This is a genomic window from Vreelandella maris (genome assembly GCF_013371085.1).
GTDB classification, from domain to species: domain Bacteria; phylum Pseudomonadota; class Gammaproteobacteria; order Pseudomonadales; family Halomonadaceae; genus Vreelandella; species Vreelandella maris.
The window spans coordinates 1-15654 of the sequence record NZ_JABWCV010000044.1 but is presented as its reverse complement, the minus strand read 5'-3'; the positions used below and the strand labels follow the sequence as shown (position 1 = coordinate 15654).

Below are 15654 nucleotides of genomic sequence, written 5' to 3'. Positions count from 1 at the left end.
GCTGTGTTCGTAACCTTCTGAATTTAAGGCTCTAAATTTCGCCTCTTATCCCAGCTTATCCCTATTTGTTGTTTATAGTCCCACATTAGGCCGTTGTGCCATATCTCCTGCTAACCCACAATTTGATCTAATAACTGTCATCAAGCTAATGACCTTTAGCTCTTACCTGACACAAGGTGTGGCACAGGCTTATCAGTGCACTCCCATCCATTCCGCAAGTTGCTGATTCGCCTTCAATCGTTGGCGTTGTAGTAATGCGCTGTTAAAAATTCCATCCAGAGAAGACGTTGGCGTGGCAAGCGGCAGTGCTACGGCAGCTTCATCACGAAATTGCTGACAGACTGTACTGGCATCGAGATATTGCCACCAGTGCATAATGTCCTGTTTAGCCTTTTGCATCACTTGAGCTGCAGGCAGCCGATCCGATTTGGATTGATTGGCTTTTGCTGTCGCTGGCAGCAAATTCCATAGATCATTGTTGTTCCAGCGCGACCAGGGAAAGCAGTGGTCGATAGCGTAATTTTGCCTGTGCAGATCGTTGTGTGACCAGACGCAAGACAATGGAGCCGGTTCATGTAAACGTTGAGTGACCAGTTGACGCGCCTGCTGTGTGTCACAGCGACTTTCTTGCCACTGCAAGGCGAGATGCAATGTGCCGATATCGTAGGTGGCGTCATACCGCTGCATTAACTGAGCCCACTCATGAACAATGGCGGGCTCGATCCAGCATGCGTAGCGGCTCATAGAGTCCCATAGTGAGGTAGGGATACGAAATGTTCCGAAAGAAGCCAGCGTGGCGCTATCAAGTCGAACGGCCTGTTCGCGGATGCGAAGCCCATGATAACTTCCATCAAATACAGGCCGCTGGCTGCCGGGCCAGGTGGTGAAGTGAGCAGGCATCTTTAGAACTGTTTGGCAGGCATCGCGGATTGCTCGCATGACGGTGGCAGCACATTGAGGATCATAAAAGGCTGAGCCAATGCGCAGATCATGTGGCGATAGTTGCTTTAAGCGATAGAAATCATCCTTAGCGAAACCATACCCTTTCTCGCCGGGAGATTGGCGCACATCACGCTCTATCAATAAGGGACGGTACAGTTTTATCCAGAAGAGGCCTACTGCCCCCAGAGTTACCGTCACCCATTCTTCTGTTCGTGAAATCACTATGCCAGGTGCGCTATCGGCAAGGCGTGTCAGCGTGCGTAGCAAACCGAGCTTGTAAGAAGATGCCTTGTCATCATTAACGATAATATGCCGCAGGGAAGGCAGCGCCCCAGTGCCATCATCAGGCAGCCTGAACACACGTAGATGCCAAGCAACACTTTGGCGCCCAAGCTGGTCGCCGCTCTGGCTTGCCTGCAAGGGGAGTAACGCCAGATCACGAGCCCAGCTATCCAACATGCTCATGTTGACCGAATGAAACTGACGCTCATTGCTATCCGGGCCTTCACGGCAGGTGATTACCATAAGCCCACCCGGCGCAAGCAGTGAGCTAAGAACCCGCAAAGCACGCTGCTGTTCAGTAGGTGATAAATGCATCCACACCGCTGATACCAGAATCAGTTGAAAGCGCTGTGAAAGCTGACGGATGCAATTTAAAGCAGGCAAAGTATCGTCAATCCAACTGACATCCCTTTCGTGCGTATACTTTTGCCCTAACGTTCTCAGCTTTTCTGCTGGCTCTACCGCCATTACCTGCCAACCGCGCTCTGCAAGTGCTTTAGCATCGCGCCCGCTTCCAGCGCCAACGTCTAGTGCTAAACCAGCCTGCTCCGGGAATTGATGCAACCATTCACCATGGGCATTTTCAAAGCTCAGGGACTGGTACTGGTCAAACAATCGATCAGCGTGGTCGTCGTAGAAACGCATTGACGCAATGAATGGTTGGGAATTCGCCATGCCAAATCCTTGGTAAGCAGTCACGGAAATGCACTTAACCTTACCAGTTTTGTGCACCTCTGGTGGTGAGTGAGATGCTGGGCAATTCAGCTATCGGCCAAAAACGGACGATGAGGCGATCATGATATAACTTTGTCGTGGATGCGGAGCCAAAACGAGAAATCCGTTGCTGCGCTTGGCCTAGTTAGAATATATATTCGTTCACCCACAGTCCAATCGCGAAGAAAGCAAAAACATAGGGAACAATATGACTAGAAAAGCTCGGTTGTTCCATGAAACAAACGACCAATAACCTTAACCCTACAAGCCACCCCTTAAACCCAGTGAGACTAATTATCTCTTTCAATCCTCCATCTACTTTGCCTTGGCCTGAAATTCTCCCCAAGTCATCTCTAGTCAATTTCATCTCTATCACACATGCTTTTAAACAACCTTTGTGCCATCGTAACCACTCAATAAGCATGCCCGTCTCATTAGCCTGTTTACTAGCTACTCGTGGAGCTAAAGGGTGGCCTATTGATTTTTCGATAAATTTTTTAAGAAACCGCTTATTTCGAAGCCCATTAATTTCTTCTCTAAACTCCTTTAAAAATGAATTACGATTTACAACCCTGTATCTGTACAAAAACCACAAGAATACCAAGCAGACAATAATATTTAACACTTCAGGCCTGCTAAAAGATACAGAAATCACCTGCAAGCGCATTTCATCTTTTGGAATTGAGCCTCCACCCAAAATAAAAACTACAAAACATAGAGAAATCAGCAAAAGGTTTCTTCGTTCCGGGTTTGAGTCCTGTAATGCCATTAATTTTCCTAATTTTAATTAAAAATGTGGATGTTAATAGAAACTATTAGCTTAACTATATAACTTAAATATAGATTGAATTACATGGTTTTTTTCCAGAAAGCACTTATTGTAAACTAAATAAAACTTTTAATATGAGGCTTCGGCTGTTGTCCGCTTAGGGTCGTTATCTGCCTCTATTATGTCTCCAGCGCAGGCTAGGCTAAGTTTACTCAATCGGAGTGCTTGGGTCACCTTGATCTAGCAAAAGGCCCGATCTAGCAAGCCTGAAAGGTTTTGCATTCCGAATCGCCGAGTTAAGCACCGTCTTTTTACGTAGGTTGAACCAATTAGCATTCAATTTGAATCAGCGCCGTTATCTACCTGATACTCAAATAAGTCTCCCACCTGACAGTCAAAATACCGACATAACGCTTCCACAGCTTCAAGCTCTATTCTACTTGCTGTTTCGTGATACAGCCGTGTAACCGTTCCTCGGTTAATGCCGGTTTCACGGGCCACGTCGACGATTTTCAGCTTTCTCTCACCCATGATCCGAGATAAGTGGCACTTGATCATAATGTCTCTCTGTAGAATTATTTGATCTTCTGTAGAGCAAAAATGCTTGCAGATGGTCTCTTTTGGTCTATTATGTTCTCCAGGAGGTCATTAGGACCCTCTGGGATGCTTAATGAACTTCTAAGAACATATCATAAGGAGACCAAAAATGTCTTATTGCTACCTCACCACGGCAGAACTCGCCAAGCGCATCAAATACGATGCGCGCACTATTCGCGAACGTTTAAAAGATGAGGTGTTGCTAGAAGGTATTCACTACATTCGTCCATTTGGCGGCCGTAAGATTTTGTACCTTTGGGAGCCCATCGAGCGCGATATGCAGTTGCATTCAAAGGAGGAAAGCATCGGTGTACCGATGGCTGGAGGAGGACTGTGCCATGGGTAGAATTGCGGTCAGGAAAGAAACTAATAAGCTGTTTTTTGACTTTAACTATCTGGGCAAACGGTGCCGCGAACAAACGTCCCTAGATAACACGGCGGCTAACCGGAAAAAGCTAGAGCGGATTCTGGAGAAGATTGAAGCGGAGATTACGCTGGGCTCGTTTGATTATGGACGCTACTTCCCGGATAGCCCGCGAGCACAGACGTTAAGCAAGCATGCACTGACTACCTTAGGAGGTTATCAAGCGACGCCATTACTGCGCGAGTTTGCTGAGACGTGGTTTGCGGAGAAAGAGATCGAATGGCGCGAGTCACAGATCGTCACCGTGCAGGGGTGTCTGGATCGCCATATCTTGCCAGCGTTAGGGCATAAGGAAGTCGGCAGCATCACCCGTGCAGTAATTCTTGAGTTCCGGGCGTCACTCGCCAAAGTAAATACCCGGAGCGGCAAGAAACTCTCTGCTAGCCGTATCAACCACATCATGACGCCATTGCGCATGATGTTGAATGAAGCCGCCGACCGCTATGAGTTTAGCTCACCGTACCGCGGGATTAAATCGCTCAATGTGCCACGTACCGATGTGGAACCGTTTTCCCTTGATGAGGTGCAGCGGATCATCAGTAATGTCCGCGACGATTTTCGTCAGTACTACACCGTGCGCTTCTTCACCGGCATGCGAACGGGCGAGATTGACGGTTTAACCTGGGAGCATGTGGATTTCTCTCGACGTCAGATTCTAGTGCATCAAGCGGTGGTGAACGGCAAGGTTGTGCCCACTAAGAACGATGGGTCCTTTCGTGCGATTGATATGTCGCAGCCGGTCTTTGATGCCTTAAAGGCTCAGTTTGAAATCACTGGGAAGACAGGTCTGGTCTTCACTACGCGTAAAGGCACCGCGCTATCGCATCATAACGTCACTAAGCGCGTCTGGTATCCGTTGCTAGAAGAACTGGGGATTAATAAGCGTCGGCCTTATCAGACACGCCATACCGCGGCGACATTATGGTTGGCGGCAGGCGAGAGCCCCGAGTGGATTGCACGCCAGATGGGCCATACCACGACGGAAATGCTTTTCCGTGTTTACTCACGCTTTGTGCCCAACCTAACGCGCCAAGACGGCTCTGCGTTTGAGCGCATGCTTAACCAGAAACGCGCCTAGGAGAAGACGATGAAACAGCTCAATACTCTAAAATTGAACCGCGACGATATCGAACACTCCCTGCGCGTCACGGCAGCTATCCAATCACAGCGCCGCCTAGAACGCCGCTTGGCAGAGTCCTTGGCCGCCGCCACCAGCTTGGCTTCTGGCTGCGCGCTCGTGATGTGGCTTGGTGATGGTCAAGAGAACAGTAACCTGGATGCGCTAACGACCTGGGTAGGGCGCACCCTTCAACAACTTGGCCTTGACGCTAACCGCCAAGCGATCCCGCGTCTTCTCGCGGAATTAGAGCGCACGCTTTGGGCTTGGGAGGATCAAGCATGGCAGTAACATCGCAAACCACTACCCGCGAAGCGGATCGTCAATTTGTTGGAGAGGTATATGTTGCCGGTGTGGAAGGGCCTGAATGGTTGATGCATCACCAGGTCTGGTCGCTCTACTTAATCGGAATCAAAGGAAATCTCCGCGCCTTTTTAACCGACCGCCATGTATTGGAAGGAGGGCTCCTAAAATGGGACAGCGTCTTCAAGTAACGGTGCGTTGGGCTAATTTTGCCAGCCAGAAGCTGTGTTTCATCACCCGTTACGAGGTAGTAAACGGCTAGCGGACGCTGACTTCCAAGTCACTATCCAACTTATCCCCACCCACTTTTAGCAAAGCCGGTGGGGATAGTTTTATTCATTCTGTGCATATCCCCTGCGCATCGTCATCACACAGCCCCAGTACCAGCATTGTCATAAATGCTGCGAAGCGCACCGCTTCCCATAGCGGCTGTTGCGGGCTTTTATAGCTACCCCGAGTGATTTTGAGATGGGCGTTTCCATACCAATCGCGAGTACGGCCCGAAGGAGAGGGCGTAGGTATCAGCTCAATGCGTTTATGAGGAATATCGGTCGCATCAGACCAGTGCTGTTTGATGCGTTTTGCCTTGGCATTTGCTGCTACCTCGACGACTAGATAAGTATGCTGAAAACAGCGCAGTGGTCGTAGTAGTTCACGTACGCAATTGATCGCTTCTGCGTCGGGGAGCACGATGTGTCCGGTGCTGCGCTGCATGTGATTTCGCAAGGTGACCAAGCTCTCTTCGGCCTTGATGGGTTCTTTCTGGTGCCAATCAAGCAGTCTGTGAAAAAATTGTCCTGCTTCTCTCAGTACATGCGGCTTGATAGGAGGTGCCATGCAGCGGTGCAGTTCTGGCATATAGATGTGTGTTGAGGCAACACGGCGTTGCCGGTCATGGCGGTTCTCTTCACGGCTAAATTGCTGATTGGTGCGGCGCGTTTTGCGTTGCATCAGCGCCTCTCCGTTTTCTAACCAGAGAGTAAGTTGCTCAGGCTCGAGAACGAACCGTTTGGCTGTCTGATGGATCGCATCATCAAGCGGTACGCCGCGTGTCTCTTGCTGTTCGACAAGCCGCAGGCTTTGATAAATTGTCGTGGCTTCAGGCCAGTCAAACGCGGCTTCTAGTGGATTATCAAGCGGATTTTTGATCGGCGGTTGGTAAGGCTGCCACTCTTCCACCAAAGGGTCTTCTGCTACATACGTCTGCCATTCATCTTGCAGATACTGCAACAGTACGCTGGCTTGTGTCTGGCCTTTGAGGCCGCGACGGTTACGCCAGCTGGTTAGTGCTGTTTTAGAAGGTAAGTGCAGCAGTGTAAGTTGCTGGTCGAGACTGAGAGTGGGGTTAAAGTGTCCGTGTATTATTTGACCAAGTACCCAATCTAACAAATGGGTATACGTGCTAAGCGTTTCCTCTGGGCTTGCATGCCCCGCCCACAACCCAAGCTGCCATAGTCGTTTGCGGGAAGGGCAATCTTGAGGCGCAAGGCCGGCCAAAGCCGATATATCAGCGTCAGCGTTTGGCATCGCCATCGTGCGGTTGTCATCCATTCGCCATGCTCGCGGCAGCAGTTTACACGGCGCACGTTCCAGCAGGCGCAGCAGGGTAAAGGACACAAAGCTGTGCCGCAGGTGATGGTAGCGTAGCATGTCGTCGCCGCTAACCGTCTTCAAGGCAGATTGTATAGGGTGAAAGAGCGCTTTATTGTCTAGCAGCAAACGGCCGTTTCCGCTGCGGCAAAAAAGTAATTGCTTCTGTCTCTGAGCGGTGGTGATTTCCCCGTGACGGCGTTTCACCCAGTCAATAAGTTGTTTCCGTTCTTCTGGCATCAGTAACCATAGCGGTAGTCGCCGTGTTGCCGAGTAGCTTTTACCTTGCCGGTATTCATTAGAGCGAATGATGACTTCACCATCGTGTGGGTCGTCATCAAAAAGGTACGGAAGATCTTTTAGCATCAGCCCCGCGCATTCGCTACGACGGATTCCAAAGCGGTAGCCCAGTATCAGCGCCAGTTTCTGCATGGTTCGAAAACGCTCGGGCTGCTGGGAGGTGTCAATCAACGCCATCGCGCGGCGAAACTCAGCAGGTGTCACAATGTTCACATCTACCCGTCTTTGCGAGCTGCCGGTGCTTTCAAAGTCGATGTAGGGAACTGCGCAGGTATCCACCAGGAAAAGATGAAAATCAGTGAGGCGATTTTGCATTTTAGCGCGAGCGGCGGGTGTTTTAGCGCTATTCAAGACGTTTTCATAAAGCGCTTCCCACTCATCGGCACTGGCTGACAGCACATCGTCAATGGATCGGCTGTGAGCAACCAACGGAGTGGCGATTGTCGAAAGGTAGGTAGAGGTAGTACTGGCGGCAAGCTTAGATTTAACCCGGCCACCTTTTTCCATCAATTTTTGACACCATTTTGCCAATAACACGACCATGACGCCGTTCTTGTTTGAAGTGGCAATAAACTCATCAATCTTGTCAATCGCCTCACGCCTGCCGGGTTGGCCTACTAACAAATCTGAGAAGCACCCTTGCAGCTGACGAAGCTGCTTTAACTGATCGGAAGGGGACGTATGGGCCTGAGTGGGTGCTTGAAAATCCAGATATACGTCTTCGTCATTGGTGTCGATGGAGGTGTCGGTTAACACATTGCGACGAAGCAGCCGCTGCCAGGATGAAGGGCGTAGTGATAGCGCAATATCGGCTTTGCTTGCGTAGTGATTCAGCAAGGGCAGCTTTTCCAGCGCTGACGCAGTGTTGGCCATAGAAAGTAGGGCCGAGATGTTTGCTGGCGGCGCATCGTCGGCAATATGTTTGAGATAAAATGTCAAGCATTGCGCGGCAGGTACGCGACTTTTGGAAGCGATGCGGGGCCATAGCTTGCCTTTATTTTGGTACACGTTCAGGAGCAGCAATTGGCTGATGGGGCTCAGAAATAGCCGCCGAAAGCGAAAGCGCTGCTCTTTTTCGATGGGCGTCTCTGGGGACTCTTGAGAAAGCGAGTCGCCATTAACGAGTTCATCCTCTTCTTCTTTGTCTTCCTCACTTGCCGACTGCATGCATTCCGCTAAGATGAGAAATGCCTTGTCGGCAGCTAACGTAATGCCCTGCTCAAAGGCGTCCGGCAGCTGCTCAACGTAACGTTTATTTAGCAGAGCCCCTTCGCGAATAAGCTGAAATAGCCATCGCCCCGTCAGCCACTTATGCAGGGCATGGCCGCTAAGTTCTGCTGTGCCTGGAAATGCGTCGTGCGCTGCGACAAGTGCATCCCAGCGATGTAGTTCAGCGAAGGACAGGGTGGTAACGGTCGGGGGCTTGCGGGTTACCGTGACCAATGGGCTGGGAATTGTCACCGACCATTTCAGCTGTTCGTGCCCACGCTCTAACCCTTTTGCTAAAAAATTGTGCGTTTTGCGCAGCGCCTTGGGTGGCGTGTTCTGATGCAGCGCTTCGAACACCGCCGTGGTGGTTGCGTCGGGAATAACGAGGCCTTGTTGGCCTTCTATGACGCCAGGAACGTTTTGCTCTAATGATTCAAGAGTGCTCCAAAGGCGCTGGTAGCGCTCACGGGCGCGCTGATAGCGACGTTCCTCTTGACCATCGGAGTTACTTTTTTTAGGCGGCAATAGTTTCCAGCCTGACCAGACGGCCTGTTCGCTCATAACGCCTTACCCTTTAATGCTTTCCAGCCCTGTTCCTTCATCAGTTTTTCGATGCCGGGGGCGATAAGCTCACAGTACTCACGAGGACAAAACGTCGAGTAGCTTGCCCAAGGCGCCTGCCCCGCATCCCAGTGCCCCATAAATGCATCGACAATCTCTGATGATAAGCCGCTCTCTTTCAACTGAGTATGTAAAAAATGGCGGTTAATATTGAGCGGCGGTGAGTCTCGCCATTTCAAGTGAACCTCCAGCCTGGAGGGGGTGACTTCTTGCGGCGTGCCGGACTGGTTCAAAAACATAAACGGTGTATTCCACGCTTTCTGAAGATAAACGTCCAGGCGGCCTAGAATGCCTTTGCGATGGCGCTGGTAGTGCTCCAATTGCTCAACCATGAGGCTGGTGAGCGGTAAAAAACGGGCGTGGCTCTGCTCATCATCGGTTTTATCCGCGATGATAATCATGCGCCGAGGTAAGGAAATATTTTCCCAGTTGGGCAGTGGGTCGCGAATGCTGCGATAGCCGGTCGAAAACATCAGCATGGCGACGGTATAGGCGACGTAGGCATTGTGCATACTGAACAGCTCTAATGGTTGCACGCTTTTGTTTGCGGTTTTGATTCGCTGCTGCAAGGTGGCAACAAGTTCTTTTACGTACGCCGTTTTAGGTACCAGCTTGGAGCCTACATGCTGGGGGTTGCCTGTAGCAGGGCCTGCAGTCGTACGAGTATGCTTAACGTCATTGGCTTCAGGCGCACCTGCGGAGCATTGCTGTTCAATCGCGCGCATGGCCTGTAAAAACGGCTGCGCTAAACGGTGTGTGCTGGGTGCGTAGTAGTACAGAGACGCTTGCTGGCCGAACGACGGCATACGCCCCGTTATCAGGCACGCTGCCGTCAAATCAGCATCGCCAGTGTTGAGCGTATTAAAAAGATGCGCCCCTAAACGGTGTACGGTTAGCCGAGCCCCTGTTTTTCGGTTGGCGTCAGAAAGCAGCGCTTTTACATCATTTTCGAGCTCTTCTCTATTGTCTTTGTTGAATAGGGGAAGAGCGCGCTTATTGACGCGTCTAGCGATATGAGTTGAATGTTCTTCTATCAGTTGCCAATTAAATGGAGTGATCGGTAGCGTCATACGTGGCTGAGTAACGCGCATATGCGTCGGCCATTCTCCCGTCATTTGACGACTGTTTTCTGGACGCAAAATGCCAGACACCCAACCAGGGCTGTCACCATGAACAACGACGATTGACTGTTCATCAATAGCACTGGGTATTTTCCTTTTACTTGGTAGCACCTGAGCATTTAGCACACCTTCAAAGTTGCGGCCGGTGGTTAACAGCAACCCGATCACGCACCCAATGCGGCGACGCTTGCCTGAATTTAATTGGTTGAGCTGCTGCATGAGCTGATAAAGGTCAAATGTACTCAACTGCTCCCACCGTCCCGGCAGCAGCTGGGCGGCTTTATCTTGAAAGATCTGCTGGCTGCGGGCGCGAAATACCGCCTGCAAAGAGGAATCACCTTGTGCCGCCTTGATAGGCTTATCGCTTTGGATCAGCTCAATGGCTGGGCGCTCTTCGGCTGTCGATAAACCAGAGGTGCGCAGCGTACCCTCAGTTTCTTCACTGATATCTGGAGCGAGAGCTAAAACTGAGGCAGCCGTCGCTTCCCAGTGCTCGTCCGGGTCATCATCGAAAAGCCGTTTACGCTGAACGGGGGGCTTTTTTTGTGAATGATGGTCTGTTTTGTCTTGATACCCATTTCTTGGTTGCCGTATGTTCAGTGCGTAGGCAAAAAACCGGCCTAATTCTTTAATATAAATATCTTGTTTCTGGCTATCCTCATCCACTTGATACGCATCGCAGCGTTTGCATAGTTTGTCTGTTGGCTGGTCTAAAGGGGTAAGAAAGTCTATCCAGTCTGCTTCAATGCGCCGTGTGACCTTGCAAGCAGCCTCTAAGCTTTTGAGATACGTAGCCGGCTTGAGGCGCTTTTCGCGTTGTTCAGTAAACGTTTGGCTGTCCTGGGCTGCTCGCATATCCAGGCGCCATTTAAACGCCGCATTAATGATGTGCGCGAGTAGAATGAGCCGCTCGTTTAGCTTTTTTGGCTGCTCTTTTGCCGTCGAAAGTTTGAATAGGGCGCCATGGATAGGGTTTGTGCCATGAATTCCCTTTTCACCACGCCCTGATTGTGACTTTAATGTCAGTTGATCGTTATGAATGGCGGTTGCCAGCGTAGAAAGTTCAGAAAGGTTCCAACAGCGATCGCCTATGTCGATCAACTGTTCAAGCGTCTGGACAAGAAGCGGCTTTATCGTTTCTATACCAAAGTAGTCGTCACGTGGCTGAAGGATTTCTTCTAAAAGCTCATGATATTTAGCACTCTCATCCATCAAGTTAGTCGCCTTTAATAAACCCGTCGGTTAAGCTCGAAAGCATCACAGAAAGCGGTCTTGCTAGTGAAGTTTTCAGATAATCCAGGTAAAGATGTTGGTTGAGAAGAAGCCAGATATTTCCATAAAGAAAATAAGTAATGCCCCGACTCCCTTGGAGAAAGTGCATGACACGCTTCCGCAGATAACGCGAATAAAAGTGCAAAAGCATCAGTTTGTTGAATGGGCGGTGCTTCTACCAATGTGACGCGAATCTTGTCACTGTCGCGAAAACGGTTTTTCGCTATATACAGGGCATGCAGGTTTGCAAGACAAAAAAGCGGTTTGTCATGTATGCCCCTCTTGGCCTGATAGACAATGGGAGGATGCTGAATTATATAAGCTTTTAGAGCGTCGTCTGTCATTCCCTGTATCCCTTGCAAAAACGGTGGGCGAGCTAATAAAAGGCGAAGCACCGAGGACGATAAATATCGGCTCACCTCGATATGCGACAGTGAGACCCTTTTTGAACCACGCTCTTGTAGCATCAAAACACCTGTTTTATTTTGAGGAAATGCTTTCAATCGCCATCTGAAAGCATCTTGCTTTAGGTATGTATGCCTCCTTTTTAGCATGAATTTTAAAGGGCGCAACCCTTTGAGTAGAAAAAAGTTAAGCATGGTGATGTCACGCTGAAGTGTGCTCTAGGGGTGAAGCTTTAATATATATTTGAACAAATAAATTTATATTTATTTGTGAAAATAAAATTGTAGTCAATTTTAAAAGTTATCCGTGACAACGTCATATTGTTCTTTTAAGTGTCTTTAAGCCTGCACTTGCCCGTGCAATATGCCATCATTGCAGCGACGTTTTACACTTGGACAGGACTGCCCATGAACACGACACCGCTGGCCTATCAGCTCTCTGGCTGTATCACGGCGGAAGCCCTGCCCAACGTTAGTTACTTTGGTATGGATGAGCCGCCACATGGGTAGGTGTTTCTTAATGGTGGCACGTTGCGTGGGCCGCTGCGTATGCTGACACGCGAATTGGCCACGTGTCACGGCCATCTCACGCCCCTAGTCATAGGTCATGCTTTTTCGGGCGGTAGTCGGCATCCGGTTCAAGGCGGCACTGAAGCCTGCTACTGCTGAGCTTTACCAAGGTGCCCACCGTAGATGCATTATTCTTGCTCTTGTGCAGATCGCATTCCCAGTGGTTGGGCATTTCGCGCTGACTTACCTCGGCGGACGTAAGTGAATGCTGACCATGTCAGGGATCTGGCCGCGTCGATCCACTTCGTTACGGCGGGGCTTACGCGTGGTTTTTCCTTGCCGCAAGCAGTGAGTCAGTTCCTTGAGCAGGTGGCCAACTGGCAGGGCATAAATAGCCGTGTAGATCGTCTCTCGGCAGACATAGGCATCGCGCAGATTAGGTAGTTTCATAGCCTTGTGCTTGCCGCTCACCTGTTCGGGAGACAAGCGTTGTCGCAATCTATGAACGATGAGGTCAAATGCTCGGTGCTTGGCAGCAGCTTATGCGGCGTGCGACAGGGCAGGCCACTCGACGCTTTTCTCGTTGATGTTGGGCATGCCGGGCGCAGTAACGGTTTTGGGCCATTGAGTTACGGCTTATTTCACGAGAAATCTTTGAAGGGGCTCGCCCAGGGCAATCGCACGTCAAGATTAGTTCGCAATTGAATCATAAAGAAGGATTCGATATAGCGAAGGCATTTGGCCGGAGACTGTTATGCCCCAAGCTACGATGCCGATCTTTGATGTGTTTACCAGCGTTACCGATCCTCGTCACGCTGGTAAAGTGCTTCACGCCTTGCCAGAAGTGCTTACCGTGGCCATTTGCGGTGTCCTTGTGGGGGCTGACACCTTTGAAGAAATCGAACTCTGGGCCAAAGAAAAGCTTCCCTGGCTACGCCAATACCTTAGCTTACCCAACGGCGTTCCTTCCCATGATACGTTTGCTCGGATCTTCGGGTGATGGATCCTCATGAATTTGAAGCGGCCTTTCGCCACTGGGTTGAGAATGTATTGCCCAGCGTATCGCCTCAAGTGGGGTAAAACTAGCCGACGGTCAGCCAAGGCCTGTGAAGCGCCTTTGCACCTCGTCAGCGCTTTTGCCGCCGACGCGGGGCTCATTTTGGGTCAGCAGGTGACGGCCGCGAAGTCGAATGAAAAAACAGCCATTCGAGATCTACTGGCCAGCCTCGCGCTGGAAGGCTGCATTGTCACTATTGATGCCATGGGAATCCAGCCCTCCATTGCCCAAGCGATACGTGATCGCCAAGCCGACTACGTACTGGATGTCAAAAATAATCAGCCACAGCTCAAAGAAGCGATTGATGATTTCTTCGCCCAGTTTTGTGCCACGCCCGCGTCGCAAACGCCGCATCAGGCTAAGGAAGAAGTGAGCAAGGAGCATGGTCGCATTGAGACACGACGCTGCTACGTGTTTGATGCCTTAGACTGTCTACCTGCCACGGCCCGCTGGCCAGATCTGCGTTGCTTCGCAGTTATTGAGTCAATCCGCGATATCAACGGCAAAACAACCAAGGAATACCGTGGTTATATTAGCAGCTTATTGCCTGATGTTGACGTGTTGACGTGTTGGCGAAGGCCATTCGACAGCATTGGGGGCATCGAAAACCAAGTGCATTGGTGCTTGGATGTGACGTTCGATGATGACCAAATGCGGGCACGCAAAGCCTACGTAGGCCATAACTTGGCCATTCTTAAGCGATTGACACTCAACATGATTCGCTTGGATCCGGTAAAACGTAAGGGGAGTTTCAAAACGAAGCGCATCCTCGCCGCCACTTCAGATGAATACCGGGAACACTTGCTTGGCTTAGAGTGAGAAACCTTATCTACGCCCTGGCGCGCATCCTTGAATCCGAGCAGATCGCGAGTGATGATCTGGCAACAGTTTTCCGGACACTTTTTTAAGCGGCTGCTCGTAGCCTCGATTCATAGTCCGCTGGACTCATATAATCGTTGCTGGAGTGCCGACGCCGGAACGCCCTCCGAGTGAAAGCTCAATCTCGGCCCCTTCTCCTGCAGCATGCGCAGAGGCAACCACTTCGGGGTCCCAGATCAAGCCGATCGCCGCATTGACCGCATTGGCCGCATATAGCGCCTTCAACATACCCATGGTGTTGCCGTCTCCTCCGGCACCTGGATTATCCTGCGTATCAGCGATCACGACCGGTTGTTGGTGGAACGCCGCGAGTCGTATCGCCTCGCTGACCGCCTCCTCCGGCGCAAGGGTCTCGACTTTCCAAGCGCTTTCCTGGTGCAAGATGTGGGCGTACAGGCGCTCGAGCGCTAGCGCCAGGGCAGCTTGGTCGCGACCGTAACCCCACACACAAGGCCGACACCCGGGAAAATCCGCCATTGGGAACCCTGGCGCGAACGAGAGCTCTAGATCGTGCCCCTGCTCCAACTGTGCAAGATACTCATAGGTTCCCTTGGCCGGCTCTAACCAAGTGCACCCACTGTTCACCGGGATCAGGAAAGGGAGCGGGTAATGCAGGGTATGCCAGCCGTCGCGTGTCGCCAGCAGGCGGCGCAGCAGATTAGCGGCCCGAGCGCCCGTCGCTGCCATGTCGGTATGCGGGTATTCCCGATAGGCGGTCAGTAGGTCGGCAGCCTCAAGCATGCCTTCGGTCACGTTGGCATGCAGGTCCAGGCTTACCACTATGGGCATGGATGCGCCGACGACGTCACGAATCCGCCTCAGTAGCTCACCCTCGCAGTCGTCAAGATGCTCGGCCACCATGGCACCGTGCAAGTCGAGATATATGGCGTCGAATCCTCCGTGGCGGGTGGCGTCGACGATCTCTCCAGCGATACGCTCGTAAGTTTCCTGGGTGACGTGGGCCGACGGGCTGGCTCCCGCCCAGATCACTGGCAGGAACGTCGCTTCTGATGGCTCGAAGGCCGATAGGAAGCCGCCCAGGGGCATGTTCACGTCACGCAGTTCCAGAAGATCGTCGCCGCGGCACAGCGGTGGGAATGACTCGCCACATGCAAAATTGGTGTAGTCGGCGACGGTTGGTGCGAATGTGTTGGTTTCGTGCTGGAAGCCAGCGATCAGGATTCGGTGCATTGAGAGTCCATAAAGTTGCTTGTTGTTACAACAACCGTAGGTGATCTCTAGTGGGAGATGGTGACCTTAAGTGGGCAAGATTGTTGACCACAGAACAACATTAAGGAGGGATAGCTATTCAAGTAACTGTGGATAGCATATCCCCACAAACTATCTGGACAGGGGACCGGTCAGCCATGCTGACCGCCCCTATGCCGATTCGGTGGTTAGCGAAAATCCGCGTCGACTGGTTTAAGTACCTGATCTAAAGTTTTCGTGTAATATCCATGCCAGGATTTCTGACACGGACAGAACCATGGAAAAACGCTTCGTTGCCCCTCTCACTGAACCTGAACAACAGACGCTGACCTCC

11 protein-coding genes and 2 pseudogenes are annotated in these 15654 nt (G+C 51.1%); 5 read left to right on the top strand and 8 right to left on the bottom strand.

Going from position 1 to position 15654, the window contains the following annotated elements; genetic code table 11:
• Positions 1-192: 192 nt before the first annotated feature.
• From HUO07_RS20710 to HUO07_RS20700, 3 genes are all read right to left on the bottom strand, one after another.
• Entirely contained in the window at positions 193-1899 is a 1707-nt protein-coding gene (locus tag HUO07_RS20710; RefSeq protein ID WP_176305035.1) for a class I SAM-dependent methyltransferase, read from the bottom strand.
• Positions 1900-2083: 184 nt separating this feature from the next.
• Complete coding sequence (locus HUO07_RS20705) at positions 2084-2707, bottom strand: hypothetical protein (RefSeq protein ID WP_176305034.1); 624 nt, start codon at positions 2705-2707, stop codon at positions 2084-2086.
• 336 nt (positions 2708-3043) lie between these two features.
• Positions 3044-3265, bottom strand: a complete 222-nt coding sequence (locus tag HUO07_RS20700; protein ID WP_176305033.1) for a helix-turn-helix domain-containing protein — start codon at positions 3263-3265, stop codon at positions 3044-3046.
• Between the two features lie 148 nt (positions 3266-3413).
• Here HUO07_RS20700 and HUO07_RS20695 point away from each other — a divergent pair, with 148 nt between their 5' ends.
• The 4 genes from HUO07_RS20695 to HUO07_RS20680 are packed head-to-tail and all read left to right on the top strand — an operon-like array spanning position 3414 to position 5339.
• Positions 3414-3650, top strand: coding sequence for a hypothetical protein (locus HUO07_RS20695; RefSeq protein WP_113270533.1), 237 nt, complete (start codon positions 3414-3416; stop codon positions 3648-3650).
• Positions 3643-4806, top strand: coding sequence for a site-specific integrase (locus HUO07_RS20690; RefSeq protein WP_176305032.1), 1164 nt, complete (start codon positions 3643-3645; stop codon positions 4804-4806). The genes HUO07_RS20695 and HUO07_RS20690 overlap by 8 nt, the downstream gene beginning before the upstream one ends.
• Positions 4807-4815: 9 nt before the next feature.
• The gene (locus HUO07_RS20685; RefSeq protein ID WP_176305031.1) at positions 4816-5136 is read left to right on the top strand and encodes a hypothetical protein; all 321 of its coding nucleotides are present in this window, start codon (positions 4816-4818) and stop codon (positions 5134-5136) included.
• Positions 5127-5339, top strand: a complete 213-nt coding sequence (locus tag HUO07_RS20680; protein WP_176305030.1) for a hypothetical protein — start codon at positions 5127-5129, stop codon at positions 5337-5339. The genes HUO07_RS20685 and HUO07_RS20680 overlap by 10 nt, the downstream gene beginning before the upstream one ends.
• Before the next feature lie 145 nt (positions 5340-5484).
• Here the strand turns inward: HUO07_RS20680 and HUO07_RS20675 are convergent, their stop codons facing one another.
• The 4 genes and pseudogenes from HUO07_RS20675 to HUO07_RS21935 all read right to left on the bottom strand — a co-directional run.
• A complete protein-coding gene (locus HUO07_RS20675; protein WP_176305029.1) occupies positions 5485-8808 on the bottom strand; it encodes a site-specific integrase in 3324 nt (1107 codons plus the stop codon).
• Positions 8805-11201: a hypothetical protein gene (locus tag HUO07_RS20670; protein ID WP_176305028.1), complete on the bottom strand. Its 2397-nt coding sequence runs from the start codon at positions 11199-11201 to the stop codon at positions 8805-8807. The genes HUO07_RS20675 and HUO07_RS20670 overlap by 4 nt, the downstream gene beginning before the upstream one ends.
• Positions 11202-11215: 14 nt before the next feature.
• A complete protein-coding gene (locus HUO07_RS20665) occupies positions 11216-11860 on the bottom strand; it encodes a hypothetical protein (RefSeq protein WP_176305027.1) in 645 nt (214 codons plus the stop codon).
• 402 nt (positions 11861-12262) lie between these two features.
• Positions 12263-12842: pseudogene (locus HUO07_RS21935) on the bottom strand (IS30 family transposase); the annotation flags it as partial.
• 87 nt (positions 12843-12929) lie between these two features.
• Between HUO07_RS21935 and HUO07_RS20655 the strand changes: the two are divergent.
• Positions 12930-14051: pseudogene (locus tag HUO07_RS20655) on the top strand (ISAs1 family transposase).
• Between the two features lie 126 nt (positions 14052-14177).
• On the opposite strand, the gene HUO07_RS20650 reads toward HUO07_RS20655, so the two are convergent.
• Positions 14178-15302, bottom strand: a complete 1125-nt coding sequence (locus HUO07_RS20650) for a M81 family metallopeptidase (protein ID WP_176305025.1) — start codon at positions 15300-15302, stop codon at positions 14178-14180.
• Positions 15303-15654 lie beyond the last annotated feature (352 nt).